At 65.5% G+C, this 14,619-nt stretch carries 13 protein-coding genes and 2 tRNA genes; 2 read left to right on the top strand and 13 right to left on the bottom strand.

Going from position 1 to position 14,619, the window contains the following annotated elements; all coding sequences use genetic code 11:
• Position 1: 1 nt before the first annotated feature.
• The 9 genes from AC4HOU_RS24925 to AC4HOU_RS24885 all read right to left on the bottom strand — a co-directional run bounded on the left by AC4HOU_RS24925 (position 2) and on the right by AC4HOU_RS24885 (position 10,554).
• Positions 2-838, bottom strand: a complete 837-nt coding sequence (locus tag AC4HOU_RS24925) for an NlpC/P60 family protein (RefSeq protein WP_195007226.1) — start codon at positions 836-838, stop codon at positions 2-4.
• Between the two features lie 78 nt (positions 839-916).
• A complete protein-coding gene (locus tag AC4HOU_RS24920) occupies positions 917-3,364 on the bottom strand; it encodes a hypothetical protein (RefSeq protein ID WP_194990376.1) in 2,448 nt (815 codons plus the stop codon).
• Positions 3,361-5,823, bottom strand: a complete 2,463-nt coding sequence (locus tag AC4HOU_RS24915) for an ATP-binding protein (protein WP_228806368.1) — start codon at positions 5,821-5,823, stop codon at positions 3,361-3,363. Before AC4HOU_RS24915 ends, AC4HOU_RS24920 begins: the two co-directional genes overlap by 4 nt.
• 62 nt (positions 5,824-5,885) lie before the next feature.
• Entirely contained in the window at positions 5,886-6,392 is a 507-nt protein-coding gene (locus AC4HOU_RS24910; RefSeq protein WP_194990374.1) for a hypothetical protein, read from the bottom strand.
• Positions 6,392-6,652 (bottom strand): hypothetical protein, encoded by a 261-nt coding sequence (locus AC4HOU_RS24905; protein WP_014349609.1) that lies wholly within the window; start codon positions 6,650-6,652, stop codon positions 6,392-6,394. The genes AC4HOU_RS24910 and AC4HOU_RS24905 overlap by 1 nt, the downstream gene beginning before the upstream one ends.
• Positions 6,653-6,671: 19 nt before the next feature.
• Entirely contained in the window at positions 6,672-7,670 is a 999-nt protein-coding gene (locus AC4HOU_RS24900; RefSeq protein ID WP_280499237.1) for a conjugal transfer protein, read from the bottom strand.
• A 65-nt stretch (positions 7,671-7,735) separates the two neighbouring features.
• Complete coding sequence (locus tag AC4HOU_RS24895; protein WP_280212642.1) at positions 7,736-8,860, bottom strand: GAF domain-containing protein; 1,125 nt, start codon at positions 8,858-8,860, stop codon at positions 7,736-7,738.
• A 300-nt stretch (positions 8,861-9,160) separates the two neighbouring features.
• Complete coding sequence (locus AC4HOU_RS24890) at positions 9,161-10,051, bottom strand: ROK family protein (protein WP_195007225.1); 891 nt, start codon at positions 10,049-10,051, stop codon at positions 9,161-9,163.
• Positions 10,052-10,101: 50 nt separating this feature from the next.
• Positions 10,102-10,554: a hypothetical protein gene (locus AC4HOU_RS24885; protein WP_163814793.1), complete on the bottom strand. Its 453-nt coding sequence runs from the start codon at positions 10,552-10,554 to the stop codon at positions 10,102-10,104.
• Between the two features lie 271 nt (positions 10,555-10,825).
• Between AC4HOU_RS24885 and AC4HOU_RS24880 the strand changes: the two genes are divergently transcribed.
• The gene (locus tag AC4HOU_RS24880; RefSeq protein WP_163814794.1) at positions 10,826-11,542 is read left to right on the top strand and encodes a MerR family transcriptional regulator; all 717 of its coding nucleotides are present in this window, start codon (positions 10,826-10,828) and stop codon (positions 11,540-11,542) included.
• A 49-nt stretch (positions 11,543-11,591) separates the two neighbouring features.
• On the opposite strand, the gene AC4HOU_RS24875 is transcribed toward AC4HOU_RS24880, so the two are convergent.
• Positions 11,592-11,668, bottom strand: a tRNA-Pro gene (locus AC4HOU_RS24875).
• A 32-nt stretch (positions 11,669-11,700) separates the two neighbouring features.
• Positions 11,701-11,771: transfer RNA gene (locus AC4HOU_RS24870), tRNA-Gly, on the bottom strand.
• A 416-nt stretch (positions 11,772-12,187) separates the two neighbouring features.
• Between AC4HOU_RS24870 and AC4HOU_RS24865 the strand changes: the two genes are divergently transcribed.
• On the top strand, positions 12,188-13,144 hold the full coding sequence (locus AC4HOU_RS24865) for a GGDEF domain-containing protein (protein WP_036534474.1): 957 nt from the start codon (positions 12,188-12,190) through the stop codon (positions 13,142-13,144).
• 87 nt (positions 13,145-13,231) lie between these two features.
• On the opposite strand, the gene AC4HOU_RS24860 is transcribed toward AC4HOU_RS24865, so the two are convergent.
• The gene (locus AC4HOU_RS24860) at positions 13,232-14,029 is read right to left on the bottom strand and encodes an Fpg/Nei family DNA glycosylase (RefSeq protein WP_490725392.1); all 798 of its coding nucleotides are present in this window, start codon (positions 14,027-14,029) and stop codon (positions 13,232-13,234) included.
• 17 nt (positions 14,030-14,046) lie between these two features.
• The gene (locus tag AC4HOU_RS24855) at positions 14,047-14,520 is read right to left on the bottom strand and encodes a ribose-5-phosphate isomerase (RefSeq protein WP_014349601.1); all 474 of its coding nucleotides are present in this window, start codon (positions 14,518-14,520) and stop codon (positions 14,047-14,049) included.
• Positions 14,521-14,619: the final 99 nt, after the last annotated feature.

The raw sequence follows: 14,619 nt of genomic DNA, 5'->3' as shown, positions 1-14,619 counted from the left end.
GTCAGCTCTCGGTACCGGGCAGCACCCGTTTCACGCGTACGTCACTGTCGGAGTTGATCTCCATCAACCCGAACTGCCCAGTGGCCGGATCTGCGGTGACCACGCGCGTTCGGTCCACTGCAATGCCGACTCGGGTCGGCGCGTGATCGCGGTAATCCCAGAAGATCAGATCACCCGCCGAGACGGCGTCGAGCTTGACGCGTTGGCCGCACAGTCCCTGCCCGGCAATCGTGCCGGGTAGGTCGATCACTGACGTGTCGCTGGTCTGTACGCAGGAGCCGCCGGGTTGTGGGTGTCCGGATTGTGCTGTCGGGACTGCTATGCCGCCCCCTTCGGCAGCGACCGCGCAGCGGCCCGTGGTCAACGCGACCGATGCCTCGTAGATCACCTCTCGAACCATCTCCGCCGCAGCGGAACTCACTGCGCTCGCGGGTTCGCCGGTCCGCGCAAGCGCCAGCTCCCGAGCACACTCGACAGCGAAGCCGGAATTGGTCTTGTCGGTGGCGGGGGTCTGCAACGGAGCCGACGACATCGCCGAGAGGCAGTCACGGTGCCAATCCGAAACCTCGGTGTCGCCGGGTGCCACTGTCATTTCGGCGTACGGATTCGTCGTCGGTACGCCGGAGCTCTCCCACTCACCCTCGGAGTCACAGGGAGTGGCACCGGGGGTCGGGCTCTGAGACGAGGTCTGCGTCGCCGAAGGATCAGGCCCGATCGCGCTGTCACATTGGCAATTGAAGAACTGTTCGCCGGACGAGGTGCTGATCCCGGTGAAGGAGGCGACCACGACGAACAGAAACCCCCCGAAAACCGCGATCACTGCCGCGACGGCTGACAACAGAACTTTCATATGATCGCTCGATCCTGTCTCATTGTGCGCTCGGAGAACAGTTCGGCCTGGTCTTGGCTACGGCACTCATGCACGCGGCGGTGCGATGTCCGCGCCGGTCGCCCCTTCACCATGGGTTTGGCGCTCGAGATGCCTGGCACTACTGACCTGCCGGCGAAGCTCACGGACGCTGTCGTGCGCCTGCCGTCGGGCGGCTCCGTGTTGAATATCCGCGAGAGGGGTCTCGTTGATCCGGTCCACCGAGTCCAAGATATTCATCGCGTAACCATTTTCGATCCAGGACAATATTCGGCCTGCACTGATACGACCTTCTGGCGTGCTGTGCGGATTGTCTTCGACCTCACCATTGTTGTTCAACATCAGGCCGTCTCTCCTGCGCTGCAATTCCTGGATCCGCCACCTGACGGGATCCGCCAAATATTGCTCGGCGATTGTTCTTTCGCTATCTGTCAGGGCGACGCCGCCGCTGCGCTGGGTTCGCAGGTTCACGGCGGCCATTTCGAGTGCGTACAGGTTGGCCTCTGTCGGATTGCTCTCGAATTGGCGGCTCAAGGCTTCCACCTTGGCGAGCGGCTTCGCCTTCGCCGGCTCATCCACGGTGCGTCGTTCGCCGTAGGTATGGGCGCCGATGGCATCCATCATTATTTGTCGATCGGTAAATCCTGCCATCTGGAGGGCCGCGAGCAGATCGCCCTCTCCGGCACCCCCCTTCTCTACCGCCCATTGGACTGCGATGGCGGCACCGCGAGCGGTGTCGACTCCGCTGGGGATGTTGTACCGATCCGGCGTCCGAGTATTCGCCGTCGTGTTCCAGCCGCGGATTCGTTCGGCCTCATGCCGCTCCAAGCCTTCCCGAGCCGCTTCGGCGAACTGAACCCGGTTGAGGAAGCTGGCGGGATACGCTCCGGCCATGTGAGATTCGGTCCACCCGGCGATCTGTGTCCTTCGCATGCGCTCCGCTCGGCGGGCCGCCGGGTTCAGCGGACCGACAGCCCCGAGCAGCCAGGCGGAGACCGGTGAGCTGTTGATCGTGGATATTGCGCCCATGCCCGCAAGCATGGCAGCGCCGGGGCTCATCGAGTTGGTGGCACCGGCGACCCCCATTCCCGATCCGCCGGAGCCGCCGCCACCGCCTGCACCGGCGCCGCCGCGCCCGCCCTGCATGACCCCCGAGAAACGCTCGGCGATCCATTCGTTGCCGCGAGACAGGCTGTTGTTCAACCTGCCCAGTTGCGCGACGCCGACGATCATAACGATTGATCCAACGACCAGGACGGTGACCACCTGGCCCCCTGCCTGCTCGAACACTTTCCCGATGATCAGCAGGTACAGGCTCAGGAACACCGTGTTGATCGCCATTCGCGCGCCCGCTATCAGCGCGTCGGCGGCGTTGCGCGCCATGAAGGTTTGGGTCGGACCATAGATGAACCCACCGGCGGCAAGTCCGAAGATCATCATGAATCCGTGATAGATCGCATCGAGGGCGGCCCAGATGATGCGGACCGCCATGTACGCCGCGAAATACATCATGATGAGTGCGGACAGCAAGATGAGGATTCCCGCTCCCACCTGCCCGACGGTCGGCTCGGACGACATCGCGTAGGCGTAGCCGCCGTCACCGCAGTTCTCCAGCAGATCGCGCGTGGTGTTGCCACTGCCCGACCTGATCCCGTCGGACCATGCCTGCTTGCAGCCGGGAATCGTGTCGAGCACATAGCTGAAGTTCCACACCTGCAACGGTTTCCTGGCGAAATTGTCGACTGCGTCGGCGTTCATACTCGCGAGCAGCTGGTCCGGATCGTTTGTCGCGTTGCCGTGCAGGCCGGCAGCTATCGATAGTCCGAGATCCCGCCCCTGTATCAGCACTCCGTGCGAGGACAGGATGTCGGCAAGCGGATCAGCCAAGAAGATCGGACCCAGCATCGCAACGCCGACCATTGTCACGACCTGGGAGGTGGCCTTGGCGTGCAATCCACGGGCCAGGAACACACCCACGATGACCGCACCGATCGTGACCGCCGTGACCAGCATGATCGATGTCGCGATCTGATTGGTGAAACTGTTGGCGACACCCTTCATCACGTTGCCGATCAGGTCCAGCCAGACGAAGCTCAACACCCAGCCGATCAGCCACAGCACAGCGCCGACGATGACGAGCCACCCGGCGAAGATCAGGCCGATCACCAGACCGATCGCGGCCTTCGCTGGGTTGAACAGGCTGTTGCCGATATTGACGACGAACATGTAGTCGGCCAGTTCGACGCCCGAAGAATCGCGCACACCCAACGAACTCAGCGCGCTGTTGGCAGACGAGCTGGCGGCCAGGTTGCTGGTTCCCGCCGTGGCCACGGCGCCGACCAGCCCGGGAAACACGAACAGCAGGAACAGCGAACCCAGCAGCGAGACCGTCCACCGTCTACGCCGCGTAGCGACGACCCATTTCCGGCCCCTGGCAGCGACAGTGCTGGGACGCCAGCGGCCGGCATCCCAGGCCACAAGGTCCCATCCGATCATGGCACGACCTGACGTTCCAGCGCGGCCATCTGCTTCGAGCTCGCCGCCGTCGGCGTGCTGGTAATCGCCGCAGCGCGATCCGGCCGCGCGGGCCCGAGGACCTTCCCGCGTCCGATCCGGTTCAGCGCATCACGCATGAACATCTCACCGCGCCGTTCCTCGGGAACCTGTCGTCCCTGTCCGACCGGAGGTGAAGTATCTTCACGCAGCACCTGAAGCATGAACGGCGCTTCCTTCAGATCGACCCCGACCCACTCCAGGCTGTTGCGTGCCAAGGTTTCGTCGCGCTGCCGGAAGACGAATCGGTTCGGGATGAGATTATGTGCCGCACCTTGGAAGTCGGTCGCCGGATCATGGGAAGCGAGACCGATCGCTGCGAGGTGCTTACGTCCGTCGCGGCTGAAGTCCGAGGTCACCGCCGCACCGACCTGGGTTTGGGTGAAGTGGTGGGCTTCGTCTCCGACGAGCAGCCCGAAGCGGCCGTTGTCGGAAAGGAACGCCTCCCGAGCCGCGACGCCGACGAGTTCGTAGAGCGCCGTGCCCAGACGCTTGGTCAACGGCAATCGGTTGTACAGATGCGGTGTGGTGAGCTCTTCCGCGGTCGGCAGTGCCAGTTTATGGCTGCGCACCACGGTTGCAGCGGCGTCCAGGCGCAGCGGCGGCAGATCGGGATCGAACAGGACCGGCACGCGATCGACGATCGTCGCAAGCCGGGCGGCCAGATCCGCGTACTCGTCGCCGAGGCCGGGATCCTCGCGCAGCCGTCGAGCGACCATGAACAGGTCGAGCAGACTGCGGATATTGTGCTCGACAATGCCTTTCGGGGTGAGCAGGCTGCTCACCGCGGCACCGGCGCCGCTGGTCGGCGAGAGATCCAGGAGCGGCAGGATCGAATCCAGCGTCCGCTCGCCCGCCACCGAGGGTTCGAACAAGCGCAGCGGATCCAGCGACACCGTGGGACTGGTCAGGTCGACGATCACCGCATCGTCGATCGTCGACGCGAAGTACTCCCACTCCCCGACCTGGCTGCGATCCAGAGCCAGGAACTGCCCGCCCATATCGTGCACCAGGACCGCCATGAGCTTCAGGAAGTACGATTTGCCCGAGCCCAATTCGCCGGTCACCGCGAACGAGGCCGAGAGGTCGTGCAGCGCTGCTTCCATGATCCCGAAATGGATCGGTTCGAAATTGCCGGACAGCAAGTTGACACCGATGACCGGACCGCTGTCGTCACCGATCTGGTTCGTGGTGAACGGCACGAAACCGGCCCACATATCCGAGGGGACGATGTGGGCGAAATCGTCGTAGGCCCGCCGGGCCGGGCTGCCGGGGATCATCATCGACCAGAGATCGACCTGCGCGCCGACCGGCGCGGTCAGGTCTACCTGAAACCGCTTGTAGCGACGCTTGATCTGATTGACGGCATTGAGCGTGGTGTCGCGCGAACCGCTGCCCACCGCGATCACCGTGGTGAACGAGACCTCCGATTCGCCGCCGTTGACCTCGAAATGATTGTTGTACTCGCTGAGCAACTGCGCCTTGGCCATCAGCGTGTTCTGCGCGAACGAGACCTCCTGATCCCGCTGGTCCATCTGCTCACCGAGACGGCGCAGATTCAGTTCATTGCTCTTCAACACCTGATCCGCGGGCCTGGTCGATACCCGAATGGCCCAGTCGACGGTGACCTCGTCGATTCCTTCGAGCAGGTTCAGGAATTCGCTGCCACCGGGAAAGGTCATGCCGCCGTAGGGAAACGACAGCGGCGTCAAGATCGTCTGATACGACGGCCATGCCGCTTCGTCGGGTTGGACGACCTTGATCACCGGACTGAACGATGGGCGCAGCCGACGGCTGCTGTCGGCCTGTGCACCCTCGTCGAGAGCTGCCGAACGGAACACAGCGGCGGTCGCGTCTTCGAGTGCCCCGATCCTGGTGGGTGCGACCGGTTCGCTCAGCGCTCCGCGCGAAAGATAGTGCTCCCACAGCCATTGGAACAACGCCGCCGGGACCGGGACCGGGTCGAAATCGTCGCCGATGCGGGACAGGATGTCGGACGCGGTGGAATCGTAGGAGTCCATGTCGGCCCGCGAGATCGCGGACGGATCCACCGTCGCACCGCTGCTCCACATCCGTGAGAGCGCCGACATCGGTGTGCCGACCGTGCCCACCGGTATCGAGAGCATATGAATCCGGGTCCGGGGCCGGATGGCGCGGATGCGCTCATAGGCCGCGACGGATTCGATCGCGTAGTCCTCGCATTCATCGAGGTCCACACCCTCGACCATCTTGCTCAGCACATCGCGAGTGTTGAGTTGCGCCTGGATACCCAGCAGCAACGAACCATCAGGGAGGTTGTTGATCAACGCATGATGGGCCATCTTGACGTCGTGCTTGTCACTGGCTTTGCGTAAGCCGTATCCCAGTGGGCTGATGAAGTAGGTCGCCGTGACCAAACCCATGGTGGTGAACTGTAGGTTCCCCCGGATCGCTGCGGTCGGCTGTAGATCTTGTCCCAGCCCCATCAGACCGCTCCTGCACCATTGCCCGAGACCAGCTTCCGATTGCCATCCACCAGTTCACGCAGCCAGCCGCCGGACGGAAGCGCTGGTTGCGGCCGCATCTCACGCGCGGGTCGATCGGGAAACACCACCACCACCGTCTCCGATACGAACACCGTATTCCGTGACGACTCCTCCGTCACCGGCATCCCCGACGCCGATACCGGCTTGCGGATGAAGATGAGCCGGGCGAACCACAGGGCCCGCGATGTCAGTCGGACGCCGGTGTAGGGGATCAACCCGAACAAGAACACCGCGAGAATCGCGACAGCCGTGCCCGCGAAGAAGGTCACCGCCGGATTGACCGGCAGACTCATGGCGAACGTTCCCGTCACCGTCATCACCACCACACCAGCCCCGACCTGCGGCAACGTGTACGGGCCGAAGGGGAGCTTCTGTCCGTTCTGGGCCTTGCCGACCACCACCGGCACACGCTTGATCGGCGTGAATACCTTGATGACCTGAGCCATCAGTACGCGCCCACCGGGGAATCGGGGACCACCGTGTTCACTTCCCAGCGCGCGTGATTGATCAGGGTGGGGAGCAGCCAGATCAGCACGCCGGCCAGGATGGCCGAGCCTGCCACCGTCAGCACCTTGGCGGGTGACAGTTTGGATTTGGCGCCCTCGCTGATGAGGGTGCCGATGCCGATGATGGCGATCAGGATGAGTCCGGCGGCGCGGACGAACTGCAGGATTACCAGCAAAACGCCGGTCAGATTGCTACCCATTGTGCACTCATTTCGCCGATCACTTGTGCGTCGCTGGTGGGATCGCCGCCGTGGAGGGCGGCGCTGACGTGGTGGGGCCGGCCGCCTGCTCCTTCGAGCCTTCGGCGATCACGGCAAAGGGCGTGGCGAGCGCGGGGACCTGGTCCATCGTCTGGACCTGCCATTGGCCGCCGTTGTTGATCATGGTCAGCGGATATTCCAGGACGGCCACCTCTGCTCCCGAGGCCGAGGGGGCCACCGAAGCCAGCACCCGGATCTTCGAACCGCTTTTACCGCAACTCGAATCGTCGGCATCGACGGAGACCAGATCGGCCTTCGTGTACGGCGGCGGGGCCAGCGCGGTGATGCCAGAACCCTGCGCGATGTATCGGGTGATGTCGCCCGAACCGGTGAGGAACGCACCGAGGAAACCGGAGGCCACCGTGGAGACCGGCGCATCGACCGGGCAGGTGGTCTTGTAGGTGGTGGCCAGATCGAGGCCGCGTCCCGGCGGGGTCACCGCCGCAGGCAATCCGAGCGCCCGCAGCCTGCCGTCGGTCAGCGAGACCGCGACGCGATAGAACTGCCTGGCGCCCGCGGTGTTCCCGGAACCGCCGAGGCGCACCGACACCGTGACGGTCCAGATATCGAGGCCACCCTGCACATCGGTGCGCCGGACGAACACGACCGATGAATCGGTCACCTGGCGTCCGGTTTTCGGTAGTCGCAGCCGTGAGCTGTCTGCGACGAACTCGGCCAGCCGCTCCTTCTGGCTGTCGTTCGAACTCAAGTAGGTGACCACGAATTCTTGGGCGAAGGTGCCGGCGAGCTGTGCCCGGCCGACAATGGTGACCGCTTCCTGACCGCTGGTGTCCGGAACGGGTTTGCTGAACAGGAAACTGAAGATCGCATGACCACCGCCGAGCACCGCCAAGACGGCGAGCACGGCGATGACCGCATTGTCGCGGCGGCGGCGCGCGGCCATCCGGCGAAGCAACGCTTCGCCCGAATCCACCGAGCTACCGGCCAGTGTGCGCACAGTCGAAATCGTAGAGAGCATCGCCGATTCCGACCCGCCACCCATTCCCACGCTTGGGGAGTCGGTCAGAATGCAGGACTGTGATTCTGCCGACCCGCCAGCCAGTGCCGCAGTTGATGGTCATAGCCGATCGGGGTCCGCACCCGGTGCATCGGCAGACCGTAGCGAGAATCGTCGAGCATGGGCCGCTCACCGGCGGCCCGCACGAGCTGTCCGATGGCAAGATCACGGTGTTTGGTACCCGGATACGGGTGCAGCAGCAGCGAGGTCGACTGGTACTCGCCGCCGTAGTCGAGTGTGCGCATCGTCAAGCCGGCGGATTCGCCCGCGAGCAGCCGGTCGGCGATCATCGGCAACCGGGCGCGATCGTCCGGGTGGAACACATCGACCGGCCGGAACAGGTAGTCCCATCGGATCCATGGCGCCGGATCGGTGAGCCAATGCGCGATGCTGGCGTGCGAGATCTGGATGACCGCCAGATGCGTGCCCGCCCGGCGGTGCGCCTCCCGCAAACCGACATGCTCTAGCGTCGGCGCGCTCACCGTCGTGGTCTCGGAGGTGATGTCCTCGATCAGCAACCACGCGCCACGGGCCTGCGCATCGTCCCTGGCACGGATGGTGATCAGCAGTTTCGCCGGAGCGCCGGTACCGGTCCGGACGGCGGTCTCGAATTGGAGTTTGTCGCCCGCTCGCGGCCCGTAGAGCAGCGAGAGCACCTCAGCGTGCAGGTCGAAGCCGGTGAAACGATGAAACACCTCGGCCAGCGAGATCCGCGGGACGTACTCTTCGGCCACCATTCCCGGTAGGCCCGAGATGCTGTTGGGCTGGCAGATCATCTGCGCGTCCAGATCCCAGGTCACGCCGACCGCCCGGCGCAGCTCCGGCACCTTTTCGGCACCGGGGCCGAGCCAGATCCGCAGCGCGTGCACCTGCCGGGCCGGACCGAAGACCGGCCGGATCAACAGCCGATGCGGCCCGGAGGCAGTGGGGATCGTCAGGTCGACGTCCTCGGCCAGCTTCTGTGCCGCGTCGAGCGCCTCACCGATGCCACGGGTGGACAGACTGTCATAGAGCGCAGGCGTTTTCGACAGAATGCGCTGCAAGACGCGTCTCCACCCCGCGAACCCCCGAGCTTCGTCCCCCACCGATGCCACCGTCTGAACGTCCGGCGCCAATGTTTCGACCGTCACCCACGGGATCACTGCGCTACTTCCCTCATCCGACTCGCCAGTACCACGTGCGCACCTCGGATGGACTTCCCGAACGCACCGTTGTCACACTGCACAATGTACCGTTATATAGCGGGCCGTTCAATGGGCTTTCGCAAGCCTGTTCACCCAGTGTGCCGCACAACTGGACGTGAGCGTTGCCAAACGAGTGATTCACTTCGAGGGAACCGCGTGTTCGACTGCCGGCCATGGCGAAGTCAACAGCGAACTACGCCATGCGAATTCCGTGTCACGTGACGGAGAGTTACGACCTCTCGGGGATCAGCCCTGCGCCGACAGCGCCAGGACCCCGGCACCGCACAGAATGGCGTTGTCCCCCAGGTCCGAGGCCACCACCCGCAAGCCGGGCAGGAAGCTGAGCCGGGCATGCGTCGCCACGGCGGCGTTCATGGGTTTCCACAGCGCCGAGCCGGGTTCGGCGAGGCTCCCGCTCAACACCACGAGATCGATGTCCAGCAGTGCCGTCACCGAGGAAATGGCCTGGCCCAGCGCGGTTCCGGCACGGTTGAGAGCAGCCACCGCGACCTCCTGACCCGCGGCGGCGTCCGCGACCAACTGCGCGGTACCCTCACCGCTCCAGCCGTTCGCCCGCGCCCAGCGAGCAGCCGATTTACCACCGGCGACAGCCTCGAGGCAGCCCCTGCCGCCGCAGTCGCAGACGTCGTCGAAGCCGGGCACGAGAACGTGACCGATGTGCCCGCCGTTGCCGGTACGTCCGACCACGGTCAAACCGCCGACCTGCACGCCACCCGCGATCCGATCCGAGACCGAGATCGAGAGCGCGTCCGGTACCTCGGCGGTGGCGCCGAGGTACCGTTCGGCCAACGCCAGGCAAACCCCGTCCAGAGCGAGCTGAATTCCCGCTCCGGGAAACATCTCCTCCACCGCGCCGAGGATGCCGAACCCCGACTGCCAGTCCGAAACGTCGCTCGGCGCAACGACACCCGCGGCCATATCGATCGGCCCGGTGGAGGCGATGCCGACGCCGACAACGTCGCCACCGGCGACGACCTCGGCGAGTAGTTCAGCGCAACGATCCCATGCGGCACGAGCAGGCACCGGGATCTCATGGATCTCCATCAGTCCCTCGTCCGGATCCACGCGGGTGGCCGCGAACCTGGACGTGCCGATTTCCAATGCCACAAAGGTCATGAACTACGTTCTCCTACAACATGTCCGGCCCTGACAACGAGGCCGGATGATCAGTGTGCGCCGGTCCCGGTCGGCCGAAGTGGTCGCCCGAGAACCAGGTGCCGACGCGGCGCGCCGGTCGCTGATTCGATCCGGCTCGGACGTGGACCATTTCGGATGATCCGCATCGGACGCTTGTTGTCCAGCGCCGCGACACGGTGTTTGTCCAAGTCGTCTACCACATGACCGGAAGCGTCGTACGCGGTTCCGGCCCAGATCATCGAACGCGGGTAATCGCCACGGGCGATGAGCATTTCCGCCAATTGCCGGCATTGCGCCAGCACCGGGCACCCACTACAGGTGCTCACCGCGGTCCGCCACGCTTCGGGCGTGCCCGCGTCCAGATCCCAGTTGTCGGGAGTGTCCGCGCATGGTGGGCGAGTGGTGGACCTGGCGGGAATGGTGGTGATCCGCGGTGCCGCGAGATCATCGCGGTCGAGCAGATTCGTCCGAGCAGTTGTCATGGAAATCTCCGGGAAGCCGAGGGCACGCCGATATCCGCGTGTCCGTGGTCGCGCGAGAGCGCTGGGGAGTCATCGGAGCTGCTCGACAGTCTCCGGAAACCAGCTCGAGAGCCGGTCAACGCACGTTAACCGACGGTTCGTCTCGGGGCAAGCGAATCTGCCGTCAGGTAACGGGACATTGATCAACTAGTTACCTTCCGTACCGGCATGTAACGGCACATTTCGCCACGGTCCGTTTTTCTACGGGCACGATTGTGGTTTCCTAGTAGGCATGGCAGCAGAGGCGGAGTACACGATCGACGAACTGGCGCGGGTAGCCGATACCACCGTGCGCAGCGTGCGCGTGTACCACGAACGGGGGCTCTTGCCGTCGCCCGATGTTCGGGGACGGATCGGCTACTACGGGTCCGACCACTTGAACCGGCTGCAAACGATCAGCCGCCTACTCGGGCGCGGCATGAAGCTCAACGGCATCCGCGAACTGCTCGATGCCTGGGATCGCGGCGACGGACTCGCCGACGTACTCGGGGTCGCCGATCAGCCGGCCGCCGAGCCGGCGCCCGGCCCCCGACCGGCCGACGAGCCGAAGGAACGCGAGCCGCAACCCGAGCTACCGGATTACGTGAAACAGGCGCTGGCCGCCAGCGACGACCCACTCGACGCCTACCGGGTGACCAATCCACGTTGCTGCGATCTGGCGACCCGGCTCAGCGACGCCGGGCTCGCGGTGGACGCGACCTTCCAGTTCGTCGAGCGGCTGCGCGCCGATTGCGACCGCATCGCCGACCGGTACGCCTCGGAGGTCTTCTACCTGCTGGCAGGCCAGAGCTACGAACAGTCGGACCGCACCCCCAAGGACCGGACCAAGCTCGAAACCGATCTCGCCATCGCCCGCCTGATCGCCACCCGAGCCGCCTCCGAGCTGATCGATCAGGCGTTTGCCCGGCATGCGGAACTGCCGGCGCCGATGGCCACCGACGGCGTCTGACCTCGACCGCAGAAAGCCCCTGGCCACACTGGTCAGGGGCTTATTTCGATGGTCGGGGTGACAGGATTTGAACCTGCGACCCTCCGCTCCCAAAGCGGATGCGCTACCAAGCTGCGCTACACCCCGAGGCCTCGCCAGGGGCGAGCATATTGCGTGTGAGCGGGTGACGGGAATCGAACCCGCACCATCAGCTTGGAAGGCTGAGGTTCTACCATTGAACTACACCCGCAGGCATACGACATCGATGGGATCGCCACGATGTCGTGTGCATGAGCGACTGTACCGAACCCGCCTCCGGTAACGCCAATCAGCCCCCCGCTCCGGCACACGGGTCCCGCCGCGACTGCCTTCCGGCGATTTTCGAGCTAACCGGAAGTGTTGTGTAACACTCGCGGCCGCACAGCGATCACATACCCGATCGCCCGTGGCTACGCACCGAGAACTCGTTGCAGAACGCCGTTTTTCGAGGCCGATCGGCTTGCTAGGATCCTTTTTGCCGGACGGGGGTATCTGGAAAGGGGGCGGTGAGCGTGCACCCGACGAGGTGGACCATCCGCGTAGCAGTGAGAACGACCGGTGCGACGCCGGTGTCGGGCTCGGATCGGGGAGCCCGCGCGGAGTCGTCACCTGTGTCCGGTGAGCGCCATGCCGGCTGAGGACCGACCACCGGTCGCCGCGACCGCACGGGCATGGGCGCGCACGGTCTGCGCCGAGCCCGGAGTCGAGGCGGCCCCACAACAGCTGGAACCTGTTCTGATCGAGATCATCGAGCGCCTGCTCGAACTGGCCGGATCCGAACCGTTTCCGGTGCTCGAAGCCCGAATGCTCGGTGCGCGGCTGGCCGAGGCGCCGTTGGAACGAATTCGCATGCTCGCCCAGGCGACTCGCACGCTGCTCGGCTTCCGCGCGGGCCCGCCCGGCTCGCTGACGGCGACCAGGTGGCCCTTCGTGGCCAGCCAGGCCATCGACAGCTATGCCCAGGCCTTGCAGGAGCGTGCGCTGGCCCAGCAGGAACAGCACATCTCGGCGGCGGTCTCGGTGCGGGTGCAGGAGATCGCCGCCCTGCAGCACCGGCTGCGCCACGAGGCGACCCACGATGCGCTGACCGACCTCGCCAATCGCACGCTGCTGCAAGATCGGGTGCGATTGATGGCCGCGGATCCCACGCGCGGAATCGGGCTGCTGCTGATCGATCTGGACCGCTTCAAACAGATCAACGACGGTTACGGACACGCCGTGGGCGACGAGGTGCTGGTCGACCTGGCGAACCGGCTGCGTGAGGTGTGCCCGCCCGATACCGTCATCTGCCGCTACGGCGGTGACGAATTCGTGCTCGCCACCAATCCGCCGCGCAACAACCTCGGCGATCTCGCACATCGCATCGTGGCCGCACTGCGCGATCCGGTGTGGTCGTCCGCGGGTCCGGTGCCGGTGTCGGCGAGCGTCGGCACGGCGTACTCACCGCCCGGCAGCCCATGCGATTTCACCGATCTGCTGCGGCGCGCCGACCGGGCGATGTATTCGGCCAAGACGGCGGGCGGGCGTCGTTTCGCGCTGGCCGATGCCGACGAAGCGGAGATGGGAGCGGCCGTCGCCGGTTGAAAAGCCGACACGACACCCGCGGATCATGCGACACGCGGAGCGAATCGGTGGAGCCGACGGCAGTCGGGCGACTAGGCTACCGGCCGCTCAGCCGGGCTGACATGCCGGGCACCAGAAGAGGTTTCGCCCCTCCAGCACCGAATGAGCTACCGGCGTACCGCAGATCCGGCAGGGTGCACCGGCGCGGCGATAGACGTAGGTGCGCGGCCGATCCGGCGCGTAGGACGGTTCACCGTGATCGTGTTCCGGCCGCACCACATGCATCTTCCCGCGGCGCACCCCCACCCGCATCAGCTGCACCAGATCCGCCCACATCGCGTCCCATTCATCGCGGGACAGCGCGGTGCCCGGCCGCTGCGGTGCGATGCCGTGCCGGTAGAGGACCTCGGCACGGTAGACGTTGCCGACGCCCGCGATGACCTGCTGGTCCATCAGCAGCGAGCCGATCGGCCTGCGGGAGCGATGAATCCGGCGCCAGGCCCGCTCCGGATCGGCGCAGCGGCGCAGCGGATCGGGACCGAGCCGGTCGACGAGCGCGCCGACCTCGGGGGCGGTCAGCACCTCGCAGGCGGTGGGCCCGCGCAGGTCGGTGCCGAAATCGGCGCCGGCCAGCCGCATCCGGACCTGCCCGACCGGCTCCCCCATCGGCATCGCCGATTCGGTGAAGCTGCCGTACAAACCGAGGTGCACGTGCACGACCAGCCCGGATTCATAGTGGTGCAGCAGATGTTTACCCCAGGCCTCGGACCGGACCATGACCTGCCGGTCCACCCGCGCGGCGCCGTCGGCGAACTTGCCCTGCGGGCTCGACACCCGCACCACACCGCCTGCCAGCCGCCGCTGATGCAGCTTCGCCAGGCGGTGCAGCGTATGACCCTCGGGCACTGTCGAATACGTTCGGTCTACTGGCCGGGCAGCGCGGGCGCGACGCCGGTCTTCTCGTATTCGGCGAGGATGTCGATGCGGCGCTGGTGGCGCGCTTCCTCCGACCACGGGGTGCTGATGAACGCGTCGACGATGGCCAGAGCTTCCTCGGTGGAGTGCATGCGGCCGCCGATACCGATCAGCTGAGCGTTGTTGTGCTCGCGGGCGAGCTTGGCGGTCTCGACGCTCCAGGCCAGCGCACAGCGCGCACCGGGCACCTTGTTGGCGGCGATCTGCTCGCCGTTGCCGCTGCCACCGAAGACCAGCCCGAGGCTGCCGGGGTCGGCGACGGTGCGCCGCGCGGCTTCGATGCAGAAGGCCGGGTAGTCGTCGAGCGCGTCGTATTCGAGGGCGCCGCAGTCGACGACCTCGTGGCCCGCCTGCTCGAGATGGGCCTTGACGTGATTCTTCAGTTCGAAACCGGCATGGTCGGCACCAAGGTATACGCGCATGGGTGGAATCCTATCCGCGCTGCGATGCGGCTCCGTCGAGGGTGTTGGCGGGGTTGTGCCTGCCCGCCATCCAGTGCGGCGAGGATGGGCTGTGGCGGT

This window comes from Nocardia sp. JCM 38205 (assembly GCF_058222935.1).
Note: the sequence above shows the minus strand (reverse complement) of the source record. Positions and strands in the feature narration are given on the sequence as shown.